Source organism: Psychrobacter sp. TAE2020, assembly GCF_018919485.1.
In the GTDB taxonomy this organism is placed as follows: domain Bacteria; phylum Pseudomonadota; class Gammaproteobacteria; order Pseudomonadales; family Moraxellaceae; genus Psychrobacter.
The window spans coordinates 540,323-560,767 of record NZ_JAHLMU010000001.1 but is presented as its reverse complement, the minus strand read 5'-3'; the positions used below and the strand labels follow the sequence as shown (position 1 = coordinate 560,767).

Genomic DNA, 20,445 nt, shown 5'->3' with positions numbered 1-20,445 from the left:
AGAGTTAACACAGACCCCTATCAGTAAAAACCAGTATCGCACTCAATAACGATACTGGTTTTTTTTGCTTTAGCTCCCATCTTATAGCTTTAAGTGTAGGGTTTGGCAGTCTCAAGCTATTGTATGGGGGTTACTTCGCTGGCTGAATATCAATATTGAATACCCATGAGCTAGGAGTTGTTCCTGTAACATTAGGATAGTTGATTTTATCCAGACTTACACGGGCATAACTGTTGCTTGCTGCTGATCTGAGCAATACGCCTTGACTATCGTTAATAGCTTTTGCAGTCAGTTGATGCGTTACACCACTATAAGTGTACCAACCAAAGTCTAAGTTAAGTTTATGAGCAATAAGTTTGCCTTGGCCATCATAGGAGCCTGTAGGGGTAGCAGCGAGATAACCGCCGATCTTTCTAGTACCTGAGTCGCCACCGTTTAAGATAACATCGCTGCGCTTAAAGCCTACTTGCCAAGCACCATTTTTATCAGTAGTGGTCTGTTCAGTGGCTAGATCAAAGTAGAGCCAGTCATCCTTATTAGAGGTATTGATAGTTTGGCTCTGTACTTTGTTAAACAAGGCAGTATCAATCCAGTGCACAGTTGGATATCCTGATGCGCCACTATCATTATAGTAGTTAACAATTTGCATAGCATAAATAGGCTGTAAAATGCTGCTCTCAACCGCAGGGCTGCCGCTATCGCTAGTAATAAGATAAACCTGATTATTCGGATATAACTGGTGCATACCCTTTAAGTTATATTTATACCAAGGCTGCTGATCAAAGATACCACCACTATGATCTGCATTATAATGCATAGTGATATCATGACCGCTAACCGAGTCTTGCGTTCCATTGTCATAGCGAACCAAGTCAGACCAATCCATAGGACCAAATACACCACCGTCACCTGTTCCAGAACCCCCACTATTCGACCATAATTTGATACCACGAGGTTGATTTTCAAGCTTAATATCCCAGTTGTTATCGCTACAATCGCTAGCTACTTGGGTGTCAAAATTATAACAAGACATAGCTTCAGCAGAGAAGTCTGTGACCGTCCAAGTTGCCGTTTGACTAAAACTTGGGTTGCTATCAGGTGGCATAGCGCCTCCGCCATTACTGCCCCTGCCACTATTATTGCTGCTGCTGTCATCGCTACTGTCGCCACAGCTGATTAAGCTTAGAGATAAGATGGCGCTACCAATGATAGCTGGCGCCCAGTAACCACTCGCGGTTATCGAGTGGACGATAGTCAGAAGGGTCACGGATATCACGTTGGACATCGAAGATATTATTAATAGCGCCATACAAGCTTAAGTGGGCATTGGCGTCATAGTTGAGCTTAGTATCCAGCGTCCACCACGACGGTGAATAACTCTGATCGCTAGTGCTGATCAGCTGCTTAGATTCATAACTGAGACGAGGTATCAGCTGTAATTTGTTATTGATACGGTAATCGAGTGCTAGCATGGCCTTGTGGTTAGGCTTATAAGTCAGCTCAGTATCTGTGAGCTTATTATTAGTACTGATATAGGCGTAGCTGGCGTTTAGTTTGGTACGCTTATCTAGTTGCCAGTCAACACCGATATCACCGCCATAAGTCTTAGCACTATTGACATTCTTAAATTTATAAATAGCAATGTTATCTTCAAAGCTTGCGTTATCTTTATCGGTTTGGATCAAGTCCTCTATATCATTATAAAAGCCATTGATACTCAGATTGAGGGTAGGGCTAAGTTGACCTTGGTAGCCGACTTGATAGCTGGTTGAGGTCTCAGGTTGTAGCTCAGGGTTGCCCATGACTTTATAGCCTAAATTACTATGGTCAAATACGTAGTAGCGCTCTTTTAGATTGGGCACGCGATAACCGCCACCGATACTGGCGCGCAAGATGTGGTCACGACCATGACTGTCTAAATGGTTGTACTTAAGCGCCACTTTTGGTGCGAGATGATCGCCGAAGTCCTCATCGTTTTGATAGCGAATGCCGCTAAGTATTTCCCAGTTATTACCAACTAACCAGTCATCTTGTAGATAAATCTCGCCTACATCACGGCTGACCTGATCTTGCGTCAGCTCATTAATTTTATTGTTAGTTTGACTGAGTTTATCTTGCTGCACTTGTCCACCCACTTGTAGCAAATGGATATTGTCATCGGATATCGCCCATGCTGGGAAGTCAAGCTGAGCCTGAGCGAGGGCAGTACTGATGTCAGCATCGCGGGTACTAGTAAGAGTTTGCTGAGTTTTGGTATTAGAGAGGCTTTGATAGTCTTCATACAGCGCCTGCGCGGACAGTTTATAAGTTTTGCTACGTACGCCATCAGGGTCCGTTGGACTTATATCTGTACGCGCCCCGATACTAAAGCGCTGCTTAGTGATGTCTTCATTCCTTTGCTGGGCTAAATTGCGTGGGGCGACATAGTAATTAAAACGGCTAACGTCATCTTCTTTATAATGACTGGCCTCTAACCAATACTCTGAATGACTAAAAAGCTGCTTATCTTTTGCCTCAGCTCCTGCCCCACTATTATTAGCTCCATCAGGGCTATAAGTTAAACGGGCACTAACTTGTGACTGCTCGCTGGCGTCTTTTAGCCGTGGCCAGCCCTCATTGTCTACACTCAGGCCCGCATTATCTAAATAGGAGCCGGACAATCTGGCGTGTATACGATTACCTTTATCCAATGCGCCTTCAATACTGGCTTCTACATAACGCTTATTGGCAGCAATACTATTACCAGATGGATTCTGCTTACCGTTAGTCGCCACCTCCGTAGTGAAGTGTGCTCTAGTAGTACTAATGGGTTTGGTGATGATATTAATAACGCCACCCATCGCAGAGCTACCAAACTGTGCGGAGGCTGCACCTTGGACGATTTCGATCTGCTCGATATCCATAGTCATATACTGATTTAGATTGACTGTCGAGCCCGTACTGGCGGTGATAGGCAAGCCATCAATCAGTACTAATACTTGATCCCCGCTGAAGCCTTGCATACTCACCTCATAACCGGTCTTACCATGCACTTCACGTAGGTAGACGTTGGGTAATAAGGCCAGAGCATCTTTTAGACTATGCGCCTGATTGTCATCTAGTTTTTGTCGACTGAGCACTTGTACGGTAACGGGAGCATCGCTTAATGCTCGCTTTGAACGGGTAGCAGTAACAACAATAGTTTCCAATTCTACCTTTGGTATGTCTAGGTCGAGATTCACCTGCGTAGGGGTCACATTGCCCAAAATTGCTGGTATAGGGCTATTCATTGCAGGGCTACCAGATACTAAGGGGGCCGCATTCGCTGATAATGGCACCAGCGTAGTAAATGCTAAGGCAATCCCGAGCGCTAATGGATGCCGATATAATGGGGGGTATAGGATAGATTCTGCCGTACTAGCGGGGCTTTTGGGGAGCTTTAATAGGAGAGTCAGCATGAATAAAAAACCAAGTAATAGGTGAAAGTTAGGGAAGGATATTTATTAAATATTAGCTTTGACTCATCAGTCTTATATAAAAAACGATGCAGAAGAAATAGGTTACAGAACTGGATATAGTGAGTAACAATCAGCAATATAATAATGCAAATGATAACTATTATCAATATATAAATAATAATAATTATCATTTGCATTTATAAAAAATACGGTCATAATATGACTTAAGTTAAGTGCATTACGGCTGTGCCTACAGAAATAGCAGCTATTATTATTAAAAGATTAATAAATTATTCTAAACTACAGTCGTATGTATACACCGCTGACTCTTATAAAATACAAAGATAGTTCATCATCTCTTTCACGTAAAATCTTTCACTCAAATTATAGTTATTGAATTTTTATGGATAATCCTATGAGCAACCCCTTACCCCAAGTATCTACAGTTACCCTGTCATTGTCCAAAAAAGACAATGCCCTTTGGCAAGCTTATCAAGATAAAAAATCGCAAACCTCAATGCTATTTCCAACCGAAGGTGCGTTCAGTTTAGGGGTAAGTGAATTTGAGCTGATGTCGGCATCGCCTAATAGTGAGTATATGGGCGACCAATGCAAAGCGGTACTGGAGCAATTGGAGACCTTTAGCCAAGTCGAGAGTATCGTAAGAAACGAGTTAGCAGTACACGAAAAACAAGGCCAGTATCATAACCTCAAGCTCGGTGAAAAGATGGGCATAGCCCTTAATATTGGCGGTCTGGATTTGCGTTTTTTTATGTGGCGTTGGCGCTACATGCTAGCCGTGAGTGATACCAGCCGCGCAGACAAACCCTCTTATAGTATCCAGTTTTATAATGAGCAAGGTGACGCTATTGATAAGGTCTACTTACGGGATATGTCACAAGATGCGGTTATGCGCTGGCAAGATATGGTTGAGCAGCAGATTGCCACCGTCACTGATCGTGAGCTAACTTTAGAAGTAAAAGATGAGCTTGAAGAGTGGCAATACAAAGTACTATCTGCTGATAAGCGTGATGAGTTACAGCGCAGATGGCGCAAAATGACAGATGTCCATCAATTTTATTATTTACTAAACAAGTTACAGATTGATCGTGCTAGCAGCTATCGACAAGCTCCTGAGCACAGTGCCTATCCGCTAAGTATCGACGCCGTCGTTGCTACTTTTGAGCAAGCGCGTGATAGTGCGTGTCCGATTATGATTTTCGTCGGTAATAGCGGTATGGTACAGATTCAGACTGGGACAGTGCATACGCTAAAACGTATTGGTGACTGGTTTAATGTCCTTGATAAAAGCCATAATAATTTTACTTTGCACCTTAAAGACCAAGCCTTGGGGCAAGTATGGTGCGTTAAACGTCCAACTAAAGACGGTGTCGTAACTTGTATTGAGGGCTTCGATAATAAGGGGGTTAGTATCTTCAGTTTATTTGGTCAACGTATTGAGGGTACGCCTGAGCTTGAAGCATGGCGAACCATCACCGCAAACATTGTTGCCAAGTATGCGCAATCCTCAACTACGCAGGATTCAAACGCACTGAAACTTGCTATTGAGAGTGCGCTGCTATGTCCTTAGTTCCATTCAGTACAGATCACCAGCCTATGCCAAAATCTGATTTTTATCTTAAACGCCCGCTAATAGCGGTGCTACTAGTTAGTGCTTTTACGCTACCGACCTTGTCAGCTCAAGCTTATGATCGCATTGTGGCCATGAGTCCTGACGTCGCCGATGTGATTGTCGCCTTAGGCAATACCAGCAAAATAGTCGGTAAAGATGCTACTAATAGCAATCCGGCCTTAAACAAGGTTCCAGCAGTTGGTATGCATCGCAACATCACTGCTGAGTCTGTATTGGCTGTCGAGCCCGACTTAGTGCTTGGTAGTTACATGGTACAGCCAGTTAGTGTCTATCAACGCTTGAATGGTCTCAATGTTAAAGCGGTAAACGTCGCCCCTAAAGAAGGCGTAGATTACTTCGCTAGCAGTATCAAAGCTATTGGGATCTACATCGGCAAAAAGTCCCAAGGTGCTACGCTTGCTAACAGCTGGAGCAAAGGTATGAGTCCAATGAAGCACACAGGCAAGCGTTATTTACTTAGCTATGACGGTCGTATTGTAGCGGGTAAAGGTACAGTCGGCGATGAGCTAATTCGACGCGCAGGGGGGATCAATGCAGCCAATGTCTCAGGATTAAAGCCGATGTCGCGCGAAGGGTGGCTAGCGGCCAAACCTGATGTCATTATTATTGCCGATCATAACCGAGCAGTAGTTGGCGGAGTTAATAAATTTAGTCATCGTCCGGAGATTGCCGCTAGTGCAGCTGGTCAAAGTGGCGGGGTACATTTTTGGCCAGCCGATGAGTTTTTGCGTTACAGCTTAGACTCACCGCAAGTGCTCAAAAAGCTTAACGCTACTGGCAAGTAACCAACTTAACGCTCAATCATTAGGATTTCGGCACAGTCTATGGATTTAATACTGCACTTTTAGTCGGTTATTGCTATTGGTTGCGCTAAAACGACTCTTCTACAACAGTTTCTAGTGAATCTAGTGAATCTAGTGAATTGGGCATGGCGTTGATTTCGCGGTTATAAATTCCATTATTGCAGCATTTTATTTCTACTTTCAAATAAGACGATAGCTAGTATGGCAAATACACTAACCACAACTACTCCTGTGTCAGCCACAAAATACAAATACAGAATCTATTACCTGATTGCCGCTTTAGGCTCGGTGCTGCTGATTTGGTTAGCGCTAGGTATTGGCTTTGGTAAATGGTCGAGCCCGACTGGCCTTGATGAGACCATTTGGCACTTACGTTATCCCCGTGTGGCGACCGCTCTGCTGGTGGGGATGGCGTTGTCAGTTAGTGGGGCAGCGCTGCAAGCTTTGTTCGAGAATCCACTAGCAGACCCTAGTCTTATCGGTACTTCGGGTGGGGCGGCGCTGGGGGTAGTACTAGTTCTAGCATTAGGCTACGGTGGTGTCGGTATACCGTTGGCGGCCTTTACAGGCAGCGTGTTGGTTTGCTTATTCATTCTTGCCTGTCATCGCTGGTTAGGGGGCGGTCAAATGGGGCTATTAATCTTAGGGTTTGTCATCAGTGCATTTTGTGCCGCCGTGGTCAGTCTGATTTTATTTATGTCAGATGATATGGTTCTTAGAAGTGCTACCAATTGGCTATCTGGAAGTATGGCGGAGGCAGGCTTCGTGCCCCTGCGCTATTCAATCTTTTCTATGATATTGGGTTTGGTTATCTTGTTGCCATTAGGTCGTCAGCTTGATGGGTTAATGCTTGGTGAAATGGCCGCAAAATCTTTGGGTATCAAAGTAGGGTTAACGCGTTGTATGGTGGTTATTGCTTCGGCGTTATTGACGGGCGCAGCAGTATCTTTGGCAGGAGTAATTGGATTCATTGGTATGATGGTGCCAAATCTTTTGGCTATTTTGTTCGGTGGCGGCCGCATGCGGTTAATGATTTGGTCAGGGTGGTTAGGGGCTATGCTGCTACTGATTATCGATGGTATGGCGCGGCACGTTGCTTATCCGATCGATGTCCCTGTAGGTGTTGTATTGGCGCTGCTTGGTGGCCCCTTCTTTATTTGGCTGTTCGTACGTAGTAGCCGTCGCTGACGCAGGATAGTGAGTTATGTTTAAGTCGTTTTTTACCCCTTTAAAACCTAAAGCTTTGGTAAGTTGCGAGTCCAGTGCGCTGTTAACTATGCAAGATATTCGTATTACTCATGGCAAAAAAATACTGTTAAGTGTCGATAAGTTGACGCTTCCTAGTCAAAAGCTAATCGCTTTTATAGGGCCTAATGGCGCGGGTAAAAGTACCTTGTTACACGCTATTTTGGGTCAACATACGGGCTCTGGACTAACCAATGATGGGCAGATTAGGGTGCAAGGCCAGTCGATCACTGAGGTGATGCATCAGGGGCATATTGCTTGGGTGGGGCAGCATGAGCGTTTTGAGCTACCCTTGACCGTGCTCGATTATGTATTATTAGGAGTGTCGCCCAACCTCGCTTGGTATCAGCAGCCAAAATCTCAGCACATCAGTCATGCCAAAAATTTACTACAAGACTTTGAGCTCAATAACCTAATAACTTCTCGGGTACAGACTTTATCAGGTGGTGAAAAGCAACGCTTAGCTATTGTGCGTGCGCTAATGCAAGATACTCAAGTTATGATGTTCGATGAGCCTACCAATCACTTAGATATCCGTCATCAGCGCTTTTTATTAAAATATCTGCACGGCTTAGTACGTCATCAGCGTAAAAGCATCTTAGTGGTATTGCATGATCTGACCCATGCGCATCGTTATACTGACGAGGTAGTGCTACTGAACGAGGGTAAGGTAGTCGCACAAGGGTCTCCCGATACCGTAATGAGTCGAGCGCAGTTAAGTCAGGTTTATAACGTCGATATCAAAGCGCACTATACCGAAGATGGCTTAGTCTTTGTCTAAGACTTACTAGGCTACTATGGTGGCCTGACAAGAGGCGCTAGATCACGGTATGAATTTAGCAGGTTTTATAGTGGGGTAAATAAAAAACCTCCTAATCACTGGAGATTAGGAGGTTTTTAATAGCTTAACGCACAAACTAACTGCTGGTCATTACTGATTGTTTATTTGGTTTTGCATCATTGACTAATGATTATGCTGTGGCTGTAGGAGAGTGTAAAGTAAATAAGTTTAGCATCGGTATAAGTTCAAGTGAGTGTAGGCGTGCTGCTTGATCATAAATATTAGCCGTGACAATCAACTCGTCAGGCTGATATTTGGCTATAAAATCAGCAAGCTTAGGCTGTACAGTTGCCACTGAACCGACAAAGGATACTGATAACGCACTATCTACCATTGCTTTTTCACTTGGATTCCAAATGCTATCCATGTCGTATACTGGCTTGGGCATTTGCCCACGCTCATTGCGACGTAAGCGTACAAAGCTTTGCTGCGCTGAGCTAAAGTGATAGTTCGCAGTAGCGTCATCATCAGCTAGTAATACATTGGCCGCTAGCATTACATAAGGCTTATTAAGATAAGCTGAGGGTTTGAACTGTTCACGATAAGCGGTGATAGCATGCTCTAGCATTTGCGGGGCAAAATGTGAGGCAAAAACGTACGGTAGTCCTAAATGCGCGGCTAAAGTTGCGCCAAATAATGATGAGCCCAAAATCCAGAGCGGTATATTCGATTTAGCACCAGGAAAGGCTTGTACTGGACTGTCATCAGTATCGTCGCCTAGTAGATATAATAATTCTTGAACGTCATTAGGGAAACGCTCAGCATCGCTCATCTGCCGACGTAATGCTTGAAAAGTAGCGCCGTCAGTACCAGGTGCCCGGCCCAGACCTAAATCGATACGATCACCATATAGTGCTTTTAGAGTGCCGAACTGTTCGGCGACTACTAAGGGTGCATGGTTTGGCAGCATGATACCGCCGGAGCCAATGCGAATACTTTGTGTTTGGCTACCAATGTGCGATAGCAAGACTGAAGTTGCCGCACTAGCAATACCAGCCATATTATGGTGTTCTGCCATCCAATAACGGTTTAAGCCAACCTGCTCAGATTTTTTGGCAATTTCAACGGTTTGCGCTATACCGTCAGCGATGGTGCTACCCGTTGGCACAGGGGCTAAATCTAAAAAGGATAAAGGGATAGTAGTGTTCATAACTTACCTATTTTTATAATGTCAGTTTCCACCAGATAATAGTGATGACATTGCTATGGGATTAAAAGCGTTTCCTAGCTTATTGTGGCGGTCTTTGATATACCGTCTATTGAGAGCTTTGAGCGCTTAACCCTTAACATAATGGGGCAGTTATTATAGATATAAAGGACAGGGTTCATTATGATAACAATTCTTAATAAGATTTAATAAATTAGTAGGCTGCAGTGACTAATTTAAGCGACTTTTACCTTAAGGTTTTACAGTGTACAGCTTATAAATATCAAAAAAAGGTCTCACTATCAACAAATAGCGAGACCTTAATTTTTAACATTAGCCGCTTATAGTCCATCAACCGCTACCCAAATAGCAGCTATTAAATTTCACCTTTATGATCAAACTGCTTTTGACAGAGCTCTATAAAAGCACGTCCATATTGACGAATTTCGGCATCATCACGTACCGCCATCCAACTAGTAAAGCGGCCAAAGTGATCAACTGGAATAGCAGTGAGGTTATGGTAATGACTAGGCTCAAAGGCCATTTCAGCGATAATACCAATCCCCAAGCCCAGTCCTACATAAGTACTAATCACGTCTGCGTCGAGCGCCGCTAGTACAATATCAGGCTCTAGACCAGCTGCTTCAAAAGTTTTATCAATAGCTCCGCGACCGGTAAATCCACCATGATAAGTGACGATCGGATAACTGGCAAGCGTCGGTAAGTCAATACTCTCGGCACCTGCAAGCTCATGGTCACTAGGCAAAATAATACGATGTGACCAATCATAATAACGATAGCAGCGTAGATAATTATTATGTAGTAAGGATTCAGTAGCGATACCAATATCAGCTTGGCCACGAATAACCATTTGGGCGATAGTCTCGGGATCTGCTTGTTGTAGTATTAGGTTTACCTTTGGAAAGCGCGCTTTAAACTCTTTGACCACTTGCGGTAATACATAGCGTGCTTGGGTATGAGTAGTGGCAATCGTTAAAGTACCCGTATTAGGGTTATTAAAATCAAGGCTTAAGTTCTCAATGGTACGTATTTCAGCAAATATGGCTTCAATATGGGGTAGCAGGGCAGTACCCATAGTGGTCAGGCCAGTAAGCCGTTTGCCTTGACGAACGAATACTTCAGTTTTGAGTTGGTTTTCCAGCGCAGCAATATGCTTAGATAAGCTCGATTGACTGGTGTGCAGCACTATCGCTGCTTGGCTTAAATTATAACCATTTATGACCGTATGCCATACCGTCTCCAACTGCTTAAGTTGAATCTGTAGATGCCGCTGATTGACTACTACATCGATTGCCATGTTACTTCCTATTAATTAGTGCTTGTTGATTATTTCTTATAAAATAGTGTTTGTTAATTAGTGCTTATTAAATGCGTTAGTAGCTATTTATGCTTATCAGCAACTATGGATATCATTCAGTAGGTTGAGGGTCGACTGTGGCATACCCTTTAACTCAAACGCAACCAGCGCCTAGTGTAAAACAAAGTTATTATTCTTGTATATAATAAAAAGATATCTGCTTATATTATTTTGGAATATATAATTTTAACAAGGATGAGCTGTTAAGAAGGCTAATGTTTTAAGCTAAGCAGTACTAAGAGAAGTTTTTTAATAAAAAAACAGCCACCTTAAGTAAGGTGGCTGTTTTAGTTAACGTTAAGTAGTAACGGAGTGCTATCGATTAAAAGCGATCTGCATTCATTACTTTGTTCCAAGCTTTAGTGAAGTCATTGACAAATTTTCCTAAGTTGTCGTCTTGGGCATATAACTCAGCGTAAGAACGCAAGATAGAGTTAGATCCAAACACTAAGTCGACACGAGTAGCTTGCCATTTAACTTTACCAGTACCGCGCTCGCGTATTTCATACAAGTTGGCCGTATGCCCTGCGTCACCATTGTTATTGAGGGGGTGCCAAGTAAGATTCATATCCGTTAAGTTAACGAAGAAATCATTGCTAAGCACGCCAGCACGGTCAGTGAAGACCCCATGCTGCTCATGATCATAGTTAGTATCTAGGACACGCATACCACCGATGAGGACGGTCATTTCAGGAGCAGTGAGTCCCATCAACTGAGTACGATCAAGTAACATCTCTTCAGGTGACACAGCATAGTTTTCTTTTACCCAGTTGCGGTAGCCATCATGGCGGGGCTCAAGGTCGTCAAATGACTCACTATCAGTCATTTCATCAGTTGCATCGCCACGCCAAGCACTGAAGGGTATGCTAGTCTCTACTCCAGCTTCAGCAGCTGCTTGCTCAATAGCAGTGTTACCGGCTAATACGATAAGGTCAGCTAAACTGACTTCTTTGCTAAAAGCAGTCTGAATGTTAGTCAAAGCCGCAAGTACACGTTGCAATTGCTCAGGCTCATTAGCGACCCAGTCTTTTTGGGGTGCTAAGCTAATTCGAGCACCATTAGCACCGCCACGAATGTCAGAACCACGGAAAGTACGAGCGCTATCCCAAGCCGTGATGATTAGTTCACGACGACTAAAAGTGTCATTGTCGATATTTGCCAAAATTTCTGCTTTTAGGTTGGCGATATCGTCAGCGCTCAAGTCAGCGTTGCTTGCTGGGATAGGATCTTGCCAAATAAAATCTTCAGCTGGGACGTCAGCCCCTAAATAACGTGATTTTGGCCCTAAGTCACGGTGAGTCAATTTGAACCAAGCTTTAGCAAATACTTCATCGAAGTATTCTGGGTTTTGATGAAAGTTCTCTGAAATCTTACGATAAGCAGGATCTTTAATCATCGCCATATCGGCATCAGTCATGATAGGGTTGCGGCGTATGCTAGGATCATGAGCATCTAAAGGTTTGTCTTCTTCTTTAATATCAGTAGGTTCCCATTGCCATGCGCCTGCTGGACTCTTAGTTAGCTCCCAGTTATGATTGAATAGCAGTTCAAAGTACTCATAATCCCATTGGGTAGGATGAGTCGTCCAAGCGCCCTCGATACCACTAGAAACGGTATCGCCTGCGTTGCCACTACCGTTAGGGTTACGCCAGCCTAGACCTTGCTCATTGATACCAGCAGCTTCAGGCTCATCTTCTAGAACAGTGGCATCGCCGTTACCATGACATTTACCAACGGTGTGACCACCAGCAGTTAAAGCCACAGTCTCTTCATCATTCATCGACATACGCGCAAATGTAGTGCGAATATCTTGGGCAGTTTTTAGGGGATCAGGGTTACCATCAACACCTTCAGGGTTAACATAAATTAGACCCATTTGTACCGCAGCTAGTGGGTTTTCGAGTGAGGTACGCACAGTATCATCGTCATAGCGATTTTTAGTTGCAGCGAGCCATTCACGTTCAGAACCCCAATAGATATCTTTTTCTGGATGCCAGATATCAGCACGACCACCAGCGAAACCTAAAGTTTTGAAGCCCATTGACTCATAAGCCATGTTACCAGCTAAAATCATAAGATCGGCCCAAGACAACTTATTACCATATTTTTTCTTCATTGGCCAAAGCAAACGACGAGCTTTATCTAAATTGACGTTATCCGGCCAGCTGTTAAGGGGGGCAAAACGCTGATTACCAGTGCTCGCACCACCGCGACCATCTGAGTTACGATAAGTACCAGCTGAATGCCAAGCCATACGAATCATTAGACCACCGTAATGCCCCCAATCTGCTGGCCACCACTGTTGTGAGTCAGTCATTAAATCTTTGAGGTCTTGTTTAACGGCTTCTAGATCTAACTGTTTAAAAGCTTCAGCATAATCAAAATCAGCACCCATTGGGTCTGTTTTGTGATCTTGCTGATGTAAGATATCTAAATTTAGAGCATTAGGCCACCAGTCTGTCGCTGTAGAGGCATGAGTAGTATGGGCTTGATGCATAACTGGACAGCCACCCATGCTAGGGCGTTGCGGAGCTTGTGATTGATCAACGTTTTCACTATGTATGGTCGGACCTTGGCCATCGCCAAGATTGTAGGCGGTATTGCTGCTAGTATCGTTAGAGGTCGAATTACTCATCTGCCTTCTCCTTTGTGAAAATTAAATAGGCTACTTTAATAAAAAATAGCCTGAGTCGCTATCGTTATCGATCACTACATATTATAGAGTTATTTCGATTTATAAAACTAATATATAATAATTATATGTTTTAAATTATCAATCGTTGTTTAGAGGATAGTTATTGTCTGAAGTAGTGGCTTGTGTGTTACCTCGAAATAGAGCGAGATGAAATGTGACTATCAACATTGGCGCAAGTTTATGCTACATGGTGTTACGGCTATGATAGATAAAACACAAATAGAGCTCCTATAAGCTTGCTAGTGCAAATATATCGCTATAAAGTCTAGTCAAAATAAGCGTTCTCAAGTACCATAATTCAATTTTGTCATAAGTCCTGTTTTTTTAGTGCAGCGTCAGTTGTTTTATCATTAGTATAACCATCTCATAGATAATGAGTAGATGATAAAAGTTACGTCCTGTTGTGTTCTTTGTTGCAAATTTTAGCGAGTCATTATGTCTGCTGTTCAATCTACTCCGCCAGTTGCTAAAAAATCTTGGTCTGACGCGTTTAAGTCTTTTTCAGATATTCGGGTCATGATCATACTATTTCTTGGCTTTTCAGCAGGCGTACCTATTCTATTAGTTTTTTCAAGCTTATCATTATGGCTTAGTGAAGCGGGCCTTGAAACCGGTGTCATAACCATGTTTGGTTGGGCAGGACTGGGTTATTCTTTTAAGTTTATTTGGGCACCTCTAATAGACTCTATGCCATTGCCATTTTTGACCAAATGGTTAGGTAGGCGTCGGGCGTGGATGTTTGTCTCACAGCTGATGATATTGGTTGCTATTTTTATTATGGCTAGTGTCGATCCTGTGGTTGAGAATGTACTTTGGGTTATGGCGCTGGGTGCAGTTTTACTAGGTTTTTCATCAGCCACTCAAGACATCGTAGTTGACTCTTATCGTATTGAGTTAGCAGAGGCTGAATTACAAGCCACCTTATCCTCAGTGTACGTGGCCGGCTATCGTATTGGTATGATCGTTGCAGGAGCAGGCGCACTATATTTGGCCAGTTATTTTGGCTCATCTGAGCAGCTTTACAACTATGAGGCTTGGCGCAATACTTACTATACGATGATGGCTGTAATGTCAGTTGGGCTACTAACTACTTTTGCTATTTACGAGCCAACTGCCGAAACGTTGCAACTAAATAAGCAAAAAAGAAACCTAAAGGCCTTTTCTATCTATGCTGCTTTTTTGCTCATTCCAGGGATTATTTATGGACTACCAGTATTTATAAGTACCTTTTCTACTAGGTTATTGAATAGACCTCTAACCTTAATACCGGATGAATTTTTGCCTGCTATAAATACGTACTTCTTAATTGTGACCGCATGTGCACCCTTTTTATTGATATATTTTCTGTTAAACCAACCTAAAATAGTTAACAAAGTGGCCTCAGTTGTACAGTCTCGTAATGATAATATTAGAATATTATTTCTATTTATCTTATCGGTTGTGGCGTTTATAGCTGCTTTTGTAGTGATAGGTAAAGTATTTGACGAAGCTGAAGGGGTGTTTCTAAAGTTCTTAATAGAAGTGGTGAGATTGCTAGGTAGTTTGGCTGTAGCTACTGCTGTTGGGTATGCGCTTATAGCGGTTGGACTAGCCAAAAAAGAAGTCGCAAAACGCTTATGGGTAGACCCTATCGCTGATTTCTTTCGACGTTATGGCAAGCAAGCAATACTACTATTATTACTGATAGGTTTTTACCGAGTGTCAGATATTGTAGCGGGTAATCTATCGAACGTTTTCTACGCCAAAATGGGCTTCACTAAGATTCAGATCGCTGATGCGGTCAAGTTCTTAGGCTTGTTTATGACGATTGGAGGTGGTTTTTTAGGCGGTCTGGTCGCTCAAAAAATGAAAATGATGCATGTAATGCTCATTGGTGCCATAGCATCGAGTACCACTAATTTGTTATTTATTTTATTAACCTATCATCCAGGGGACATGAATTATATGTACTTGGCAGTGGTTGTTGATAACTTAGCGGCAGGCTTTGCTACTGCAGTGTTTATTGCCTTTTTATCCGCATTAACTTCTGTTAAGTTTACGGCTGTGCAATACGCTATATTTTCGTCATTAATGACGCTGTTTCCAAAAGTGCTAGGCGGCTATTCTGGTGGTATTTCAGATAATGTGGGCTTTGCTAACTTCTTCTTAATTACTTTTTTAATTGGTATACCTGTTTTGATACTGATTTATTTAGTTGATAAACATGTCGTCATTGGCGATAACGATGATATTTATGATAATGACGACTCTTTATTGACCAAAACTAATGAGCTACCGCGCGCATCAGAGTAGCTCATTATTGCTATAGATATTAATATGGATATTAACCTAGATATCTACATGAATATTAACAGCAATATTAAGAGAAATATCAACATTAACTGTTCAGTAGTTAAGAGCCAACTATGACTATGACTATGCTTAGCGTTCAGCAAATCAAACAGCAGGCAGCAACCACGGCTAAAGCGTTAGCCGTGCCAGCGTTTTGGTTTACTGATTGGCTGCTTTATGTCATCGATAAGCCAGCGTTATTTTTGATCACTGATGAACACTATCACCTCACAGTTAGCGAGCTTGCCCAATTTAATGCTGGCGTGACTAAGATGGAGCAGGGCATACCACTAGCTTATCTAACTGGTCAGCAGGAGTTTTGGTCGCTTAGCTTCCAAGTTAATGAGCATACCCTTATCCCGAGACCAGATACTGAGGTTTTGGTTGAGCAAGTGCTTGACTGGATAAATGCTCAGCACAAGATTAACTCTGCAAATACGCAAGCCCATACAGTAATACCGAAACGACTACTTGATTTAGGTACGGGTTCAGGGTGTATTGCTATTAGCCTGGCTCACGAATTAAAGCGAGCCAACTTTCAAGTTGTGGCCGTTGATCTTTCGCTAGAGGCACTAAAAGTAGCTACTGCTAATGCTCAGCTAAACAGTATTGACAATATTAAGTTTGTGCCTAGTCGTTGGTATAGTGAACTGTCTACTGATGCCAGCCAGCTGTTTGATATTATCGTCTCTAACCCCCCTTATATAGATGAAGCCGATGAGCATTTAGCCCGCTTACAAGCAGAACCAATCAGTGCTTTGAGTGCGGCCAACAAGGGTTTGGCAGATATAGAGCATATAGTACAACAGGCCCCGCAATATCTACAACTCGGTGGCCTACTAGCTATCGAGCATGGTTTTGATCAAGGATTAGCTGTGCGCCAATTGTTGGTTGATAGCGGTTTTGATAGCGTGCAAACCGTTAAGGATTTTGGCGGTAACGATAGGGTAACGCTTGGGCAGCTTGTTCCTTAACTGCTTTTTTGAAAAATCCCTTTTAACGACAAGCTTTAAGCTTATTTTTGCAGCACAGTTTTTTAGTCAAGCTTCTAAGCTTAGTTCTTCTATTATTAGCTTTGGTACTCAATATGATGCAGTCAACAGATAATCAGTCGCTAACCGATGATGAGCTACTTCGCTATACTCGGCAAATATTGCTCGATGGTTGGGATATTGACGCTCAGCTGCGTCTAAAGTCTGCACGTATCGTGATGATTGGCGCTGGTGGCCTTGGCTGCCCAGCTTCAGAAACTTTAGTACGGGCAGGTCTTGGGCAACTGCATCTAATAGATGACGATGTGATTGAGGCCAGCAACTTACAACGTCAGACTTTGTTTTTGCCAGAAGATATTGGTCAAGCCAAAGCGTTGACTGCAGCGAAGATGTTAAACACTATTAACCCGTTGATAAAGGCTTGTGGAACCGTTGCGCGTCTCAGCATAGACAATGCTTATGAGCTACTTGATATGGCTTCAGGCTTACCTGATCTGTTATTAGACTGCACTGATAATTTCGCTACTCGTGATATCATTAATCGCATTAGTGTGCGCTATAAAATTCCGTTATTATCTGCCTCAGCCATAGCGATGGAGGGACAGTTGGCACTGTTCGAGCCGCAATTAAATACCGGCTGTTACCATTGTGTATTTGGTGATGCTACGGTTGCTAATGCAGCCGCTAGTAATCAAGATGAACAGACAGCAGATGAGCGAACTTGTGCCAATTCAGGGGTGTTAGCTAGTACTACTGTAATTATGGGTAGCCTACAGGCTAATGCTGCCTTACAATATTTAGGCTTGAGTAAAAACCCGCTAGCAGGCAAGCTGTTATTATGGGATGGTAGCCGCATGCAGCAACGGCTGATGGGTTATCGACTCGATGAGCACTGTGCGGTGTGCCGTGAGTTAACTTAGTGTTAGCTACGTCTACTAAGCTTAAGCTCGGATTTTTAAGATATGTTTTTAAGCTTATATTTTTGAACTATGTTTTAAACTAAGTTCTTTAAGCTATGTTTGCTACTAGCCTTTTTTATCGATTATTATCATAGTTTTATCAATAGCGATTATGACCGCCTAACTCATTGAGCAGTCATTCTATTATCTCTCTTATTAATAAAGTTGTCCTTTATGAAAATTCATCGCCCCCACTTATTAAAACACACCTTTAATGTGATGAATCGTATTCGTCAGACCGCCAGCGTAGCAGGACTATCTGCGTTCCGAGTCGCTACTGGTGAAAAACCTGATGCGCAATTATTAAAAGAAACTTTTGAACAGTTAGGCACCACTTATATCAAAATAGGTCAGTTTATTGCCAGTACGCCCTCGTTATTTCCGCGTGAATATGTCGAAGCTTTTCAAAGCTGTTTAGATCAGACTACGCCACTGTCTTATGCTTATATCGAGCAAGTATTAACCGCAGAGCTAGCCGTCTATGGTCAAACGCTAGCCGATCAGTTCGCGTATATCGATAAAGAACCCCTTGCATCGGCTTCTATTGCCCAAGTTCATGCGGCACGGCTGCATAACGGTGATGAAGTAGTATTAAAGGTGCAAAAGCCTGATGTCGAAACTATTATGCAGACTGACTTAGGGGTGCTGCATGCAGTGACTAAAATGCTTGAGCTTATGATGCCTTCGATGAAGTTCGCTAGTATTGCGCCGATTATTGATGAGATTCGTTTGCGCATGTTGGCGGAAACCGACTTTATTGCCGAAGCGCAAAACATTCGCGACTTTCAGCAGTTTTTGGCGGTGTCAGGTAATACACGAGTTATTGCGCCAAAAGTCTATGATGAATTCACTACTAAGCGCGTATTAACTATGAGCCGCTTGCGTGGCATCTCTATGGTCGATGAAACAGCCATGCGTCAGTATTGCAGTGATCCTGCGCAAGTGATGGCCGATACTCTCAATACTTGGTTTGCCAGTTTGATGCTATGCAATAGTTTCCACGCCGATTTACATGCTGGTAATCTAATGCTGTTAACTGATGGCCGTATTGGCTTTTTGGATTTCGGTATTGTTGGTAAATTAAAGGCTGAGAGCTGGCGTGCTTGTATGGGCATGATGCAAGCTTTACAAACTAACGATTATCAGGCTATGGCTCAGCACATGATCGATATGGAGATGACTCATAAACATAAACAAGTAGATGTGTCTGCTTTAGCGGAAGACTTGCAGCGAATGATGAAGACTATTATGGCGGAAGATATTAGCTTCACTAATGGTGTGCCTATTAATGTAAAAGAGCAAGCGGATGAGCTCAATAAAATGATGCTTGAGATCGTCGATGTCGGTAAACGTCATGGTATCCATTTCCCACGTGACTTTGCGCTATTGACTAAGCAGCTGTTATATTTTGACCGTTTTATGCGTACTTTAGCTCCAGATATGGATATGTTTAGCGATAATCGGGTAGCGATGTTAGGACAAAATGACTCAGTAATGACTGCGTCGAAATTTATTGCTTCTTAGTCAAAGGGTGGTCCTATCGAAGTGTTGGCAATATCAATGCTAAGGTATTGATACTAAACTACTAATAGCAAGTTATCAGTACTAAGATATTGATACTAAATTATTCAAAACCAAGATACTGCGCTGATTGCTGTGAGTTGGAATAAACTGGGTCTATCATGACGACTATATCTCGCCGCTCTATCATACCAACTATTACTAACCAAACCGCCATTGCTTGGATAGGACTATACTGTCTGGCTGTGGCGATGGGTTATGGTCGCTTCTTATTTACCGCCACTTTGCCCGATATTATGACTCAGCTAACGCTGTCGACTACTATTGCAGGCTGGCTAGCATCGATCAATTATATCGGCTACTTTATCGGGGCGCTGATTGCGATGTTTGTACCGCAGCGCCTTACTTGGCAAGCGTTAATGATGGGTATGATTGTCAGTATAGTCTCTACGACACTGCTGGTGACACCGCATCTGCCCTTGAGCTTATGGTATATTATTCGTCTGCTAGCAGGCATTGCTAGTGGCATCGGTCTGATATTGGGCTCGTCTTTTATAATTCAAAAGTTCAGTCCAGCACGACGCTCTTTGCTATCAACGGTGCATTATGCTGGGATCGGTACAGGAATCAGCGCCTCTGCTATCTTGACTTGGTGGCTATTGACGTTGGGCTACCATTTCAATGTGATCTGGCTAGTTGCTGGGATAACTAGTCTGCCGCTATTAGTATTGTTATATGCAATACGCCCTATAAAGACAGACGCAACTAAGTTAACCGCTGATATTAAATACCCTTCTATAAAACAAACCTATTTTAATTTTAAGCGCTCATTATACGAGGCAGTAGTAGGGCATACTAAAGCTATTGCTCTATTAGCTGGTAGCTATGTGCTGGCTGGGTTCGGTTATATTACTTCAGCGACCTTTTTGCCAGTCATGGCGACGCAACAGCTCGCTAATCAAACTTACGCTGGGCTACTCATTTGGCTGATAGTAGGTATCTTTGCGATGCTCTCTAATCCACTTTGGGGTGCACTTGCCAAACGCATTGGCGAGATTAACACCTTGATTGGTCTGACCGTACTGCAAGCTATCGGTATGTTCATCCCTTCATTATTCGATGGGGCGCTAGGGTTATATAGCAATGCGGTTATCTTGGGCTTGAGCTTCGCCGGTATGGTATCGATGACCCTTAATATTATTAAGAATATCAATCCTGCCTTTTCAAATTTACTGATGGGAATGGCGACTTTAGCTTATGCGGCAGGTCAGTTTGTCGGGCCCTTAGTGACTGTAGCGTTGGCAGGAAAGGATGATAACTTTAATGCAGGTTTACTAGTTGCTGGTGTCGGCTTAGTGATAGGTGTAGTGTTGCTGCTATTATTTCGTCGCCAGCCGCAGCGTATAGAGCAAGACTGATTGCTGACGCCTTATACCGCTAGT

Annotated in this window: 14 protein-coding genes; 9 read left to right on the top strand and 5 right to left on the bottom strand. The window is 43.0% G+C overall.

Features of this window, described 5'->3' with window-relative positions; genetic code table 11:
* Positions 1-130: 130 nt before the first annotated feature.
* Together KPY62_RS02195 and KPY62_RS02190 are read right to left on the bottom strand one after the other, a co-directional pair.
* Entirely contained in the window at positions 131-1,267 is a 1,137-nt protein-coding gene (locus KPY62_RS02195; RefSeq protein ID WP_216580629.1) for an HmuY family protein, read from the bottom strand.
* Positions 1,200-3,437, bottom strand: a complete 2,238-nt coding sequence (locus KPY62_RS02190; RefSeq protein ID WP_216580628.1) for a TonB-dependent receptor plug domain-containing protein — start codon at positions 3,435-3,437, stop codon at positions 1,200-1,202. The genes KPY62_RS02195 and KPY62_RS02190 overlap by 68 nt, the downstream gene beginning before the upstream one ends.
* A 415-nt stretch (positions 3,438-3,852) precedes the next feature.
* On the opposite strand from KPY62_RS02190, the gene KPY62_RS02185 reads away from it, so the two are divergent.
* The 4 genes from KPY62_RS02185 to KPY62_RS02170 all read left to right on the top strand — a co-directional run bounded on the left by KPY62_RS02185 (position 3,853) and on the right by KPY62_RS02170 (position 7,920).
* Positions 3,853-5,028, top strand: a complete 1,176-nt coding sequence (locus KPY62_RS02185; RefSeq protein ID WP_216580627.1) for a ChuX/HutX family heme-like substrate-binding protein — start codon at positions 3,853-3,855, stop codon at positions 5,026-5,028.
* Positions 5,019-5,876, top strand: coding sequence for a heme/hemin ABC transporter substrate-binding protein (locus KPY62_RS02180; RefSeq protein ID WP_228730528.1), 858 nt, complete (start codon positions 5,019-5,021; stop codon positions 5,874-5,876). Before KPY62_RS02185 ends, KPY62_RS02180 begins: the two co-directional genes overlap by 10 nt.
* Positions 5,877-6,095: 219 nt before the next feature.
* Positions 6,096-7,082: a FecCD family ABC transporter permease gene (locus KPY62_RS02175; RefSeq protein ID WP_216580626.1), complete on the top strand. Its 987-nt coding sequence runs from the start codon at positions 6,096-6,098 to the stop codon at positions 7,080-7,082.
* Positions 7,083-7,098: 16 nt separating this feature from the next.
* Positions 7,099-7,920, top strand: a complete 822-nt coding sequence (locus tag KPY62_RS02170; protein WP_216580625.1) for an ABC transporter ATP-binding protein — start codon at positions 7,099-7,101, stop codon at positions 7,918-7,920.
* 190 nt (positions 7,921-8,110) lie between these two features.
* Here KPY62_RS02170 and KPY62_RS02165 read toward each other — a convergent pair whose 3' ends face one another.
* The 3 genes from KPY62_RS02165 to katG all read right to left on the bottom strand — a co-directional run bounded on the left by KPY62_RS02165 (position 8,111) and on the right by katG (position 13,020).
* On the bottom strand, positions 8,111-9,130 hold the full coding sequence (locus tag KPY62_RS02165) for an LLM class flavin-dependent oxidoreductase (RefSeq protein ID WP_216580624.1): 1,020 nt from the start codon (positions 9,128-9,130) through the stop codon (positions 8,111-8,113).
* Between the two features lie 373 nt (positions 9,131-9,503).
* Positions 9,504-10,445, bottom strand: a complete 942-nt coding sequence (locus KPY62_RS02160) for a LysR substrate-binding domain-containing protein (RefSeq protein ID WP_216580623.1) — start codon at positions 10,443-10,445, stop codon at positions 9,504-9,506.
* Between the two features lie 382 nt (positions 10,446-10,827).
* Positions 10,828-13,020, bottom strand: coding sequence for a catalase/peroxidase HPI (gene katG, locus KPY62_RS02155; protein WP_228730714.1), 2,193 nt, complete (start codon positions 13,018-13,020; stop codon positions 10,828-10,830).
* 615 nt (positions 13,021-13,635) lie between these two features.
* Here katG and KPY62_RS02150 point away from each other — a divergent pair.
* The 5 genes from KPY62_RS02150 (at position 13,636) to KPY62_RS02130 (ending at position 20,421) form a co-directional block, all read left to right on the top strand.
* A complete protein-coding gene (locus tag KPY62_RS02150) occupies positions 13,636-15,492 on the top strand; it encodes an AmpG family muropeptide MFS transporter (RefSeq protein WP_216580621.1) in 1,857 nt (618 codons plus the stop codon).
* 113 nt (positions 15,493-15,605) lie between these two features.
* Positions 15,606-16,505 carry a peptide chain release factor N(5)-glutamine methyltransferase gene (gene prmC / locus KPY62_RS02145; RefSeq protein ID WP_416384022.1) on the top strand — a complete coding sequence of 300 codons (900 nt, stop codon included), beginning with the start codon at positions 15,606-15,608 and terminating at the stop codon, positions 16,503-16,505.
* A 113-nt stretch (positions 16,506-16,618) separates the two neighbouring features.
* A complete protein-coding gene (locus KPY62_RS02140; protein WP_416384021.1) occupies positions 16,619-17,443 on the top strand; it encodes a HesA/MoeB/ThiF family protein in 825 nt (274 codons plus the stop codon).
* A 213-nt stretch (positions 17,444-17,656) separates the two neighbouring features.
* Entirely contained in the window at positions 17,657-19,006 is a 1,350-nt protein-coding gene (locus tag KPY62_RS02135; RefSeq protein WP_216580620.1) for an ABC1 kinase family protein, read from the top strand.
* Positions 19,007-19,164: 158 nt separating this feature from the next.
* Positions 19,165-20,421 (top strand): YbfB/YjiJ family MFS transporter, encoded by a 1,257-nt coding sequence (locus tag KPY62_RS02130; RefSeq protein WP_216580619.1) that lies wholly within the window; start codon positions 19,165-19,167, stop codon positions 20,419-20,421.
* Positions 20,422-20,445: the final 24 nt, after the last annotated feature.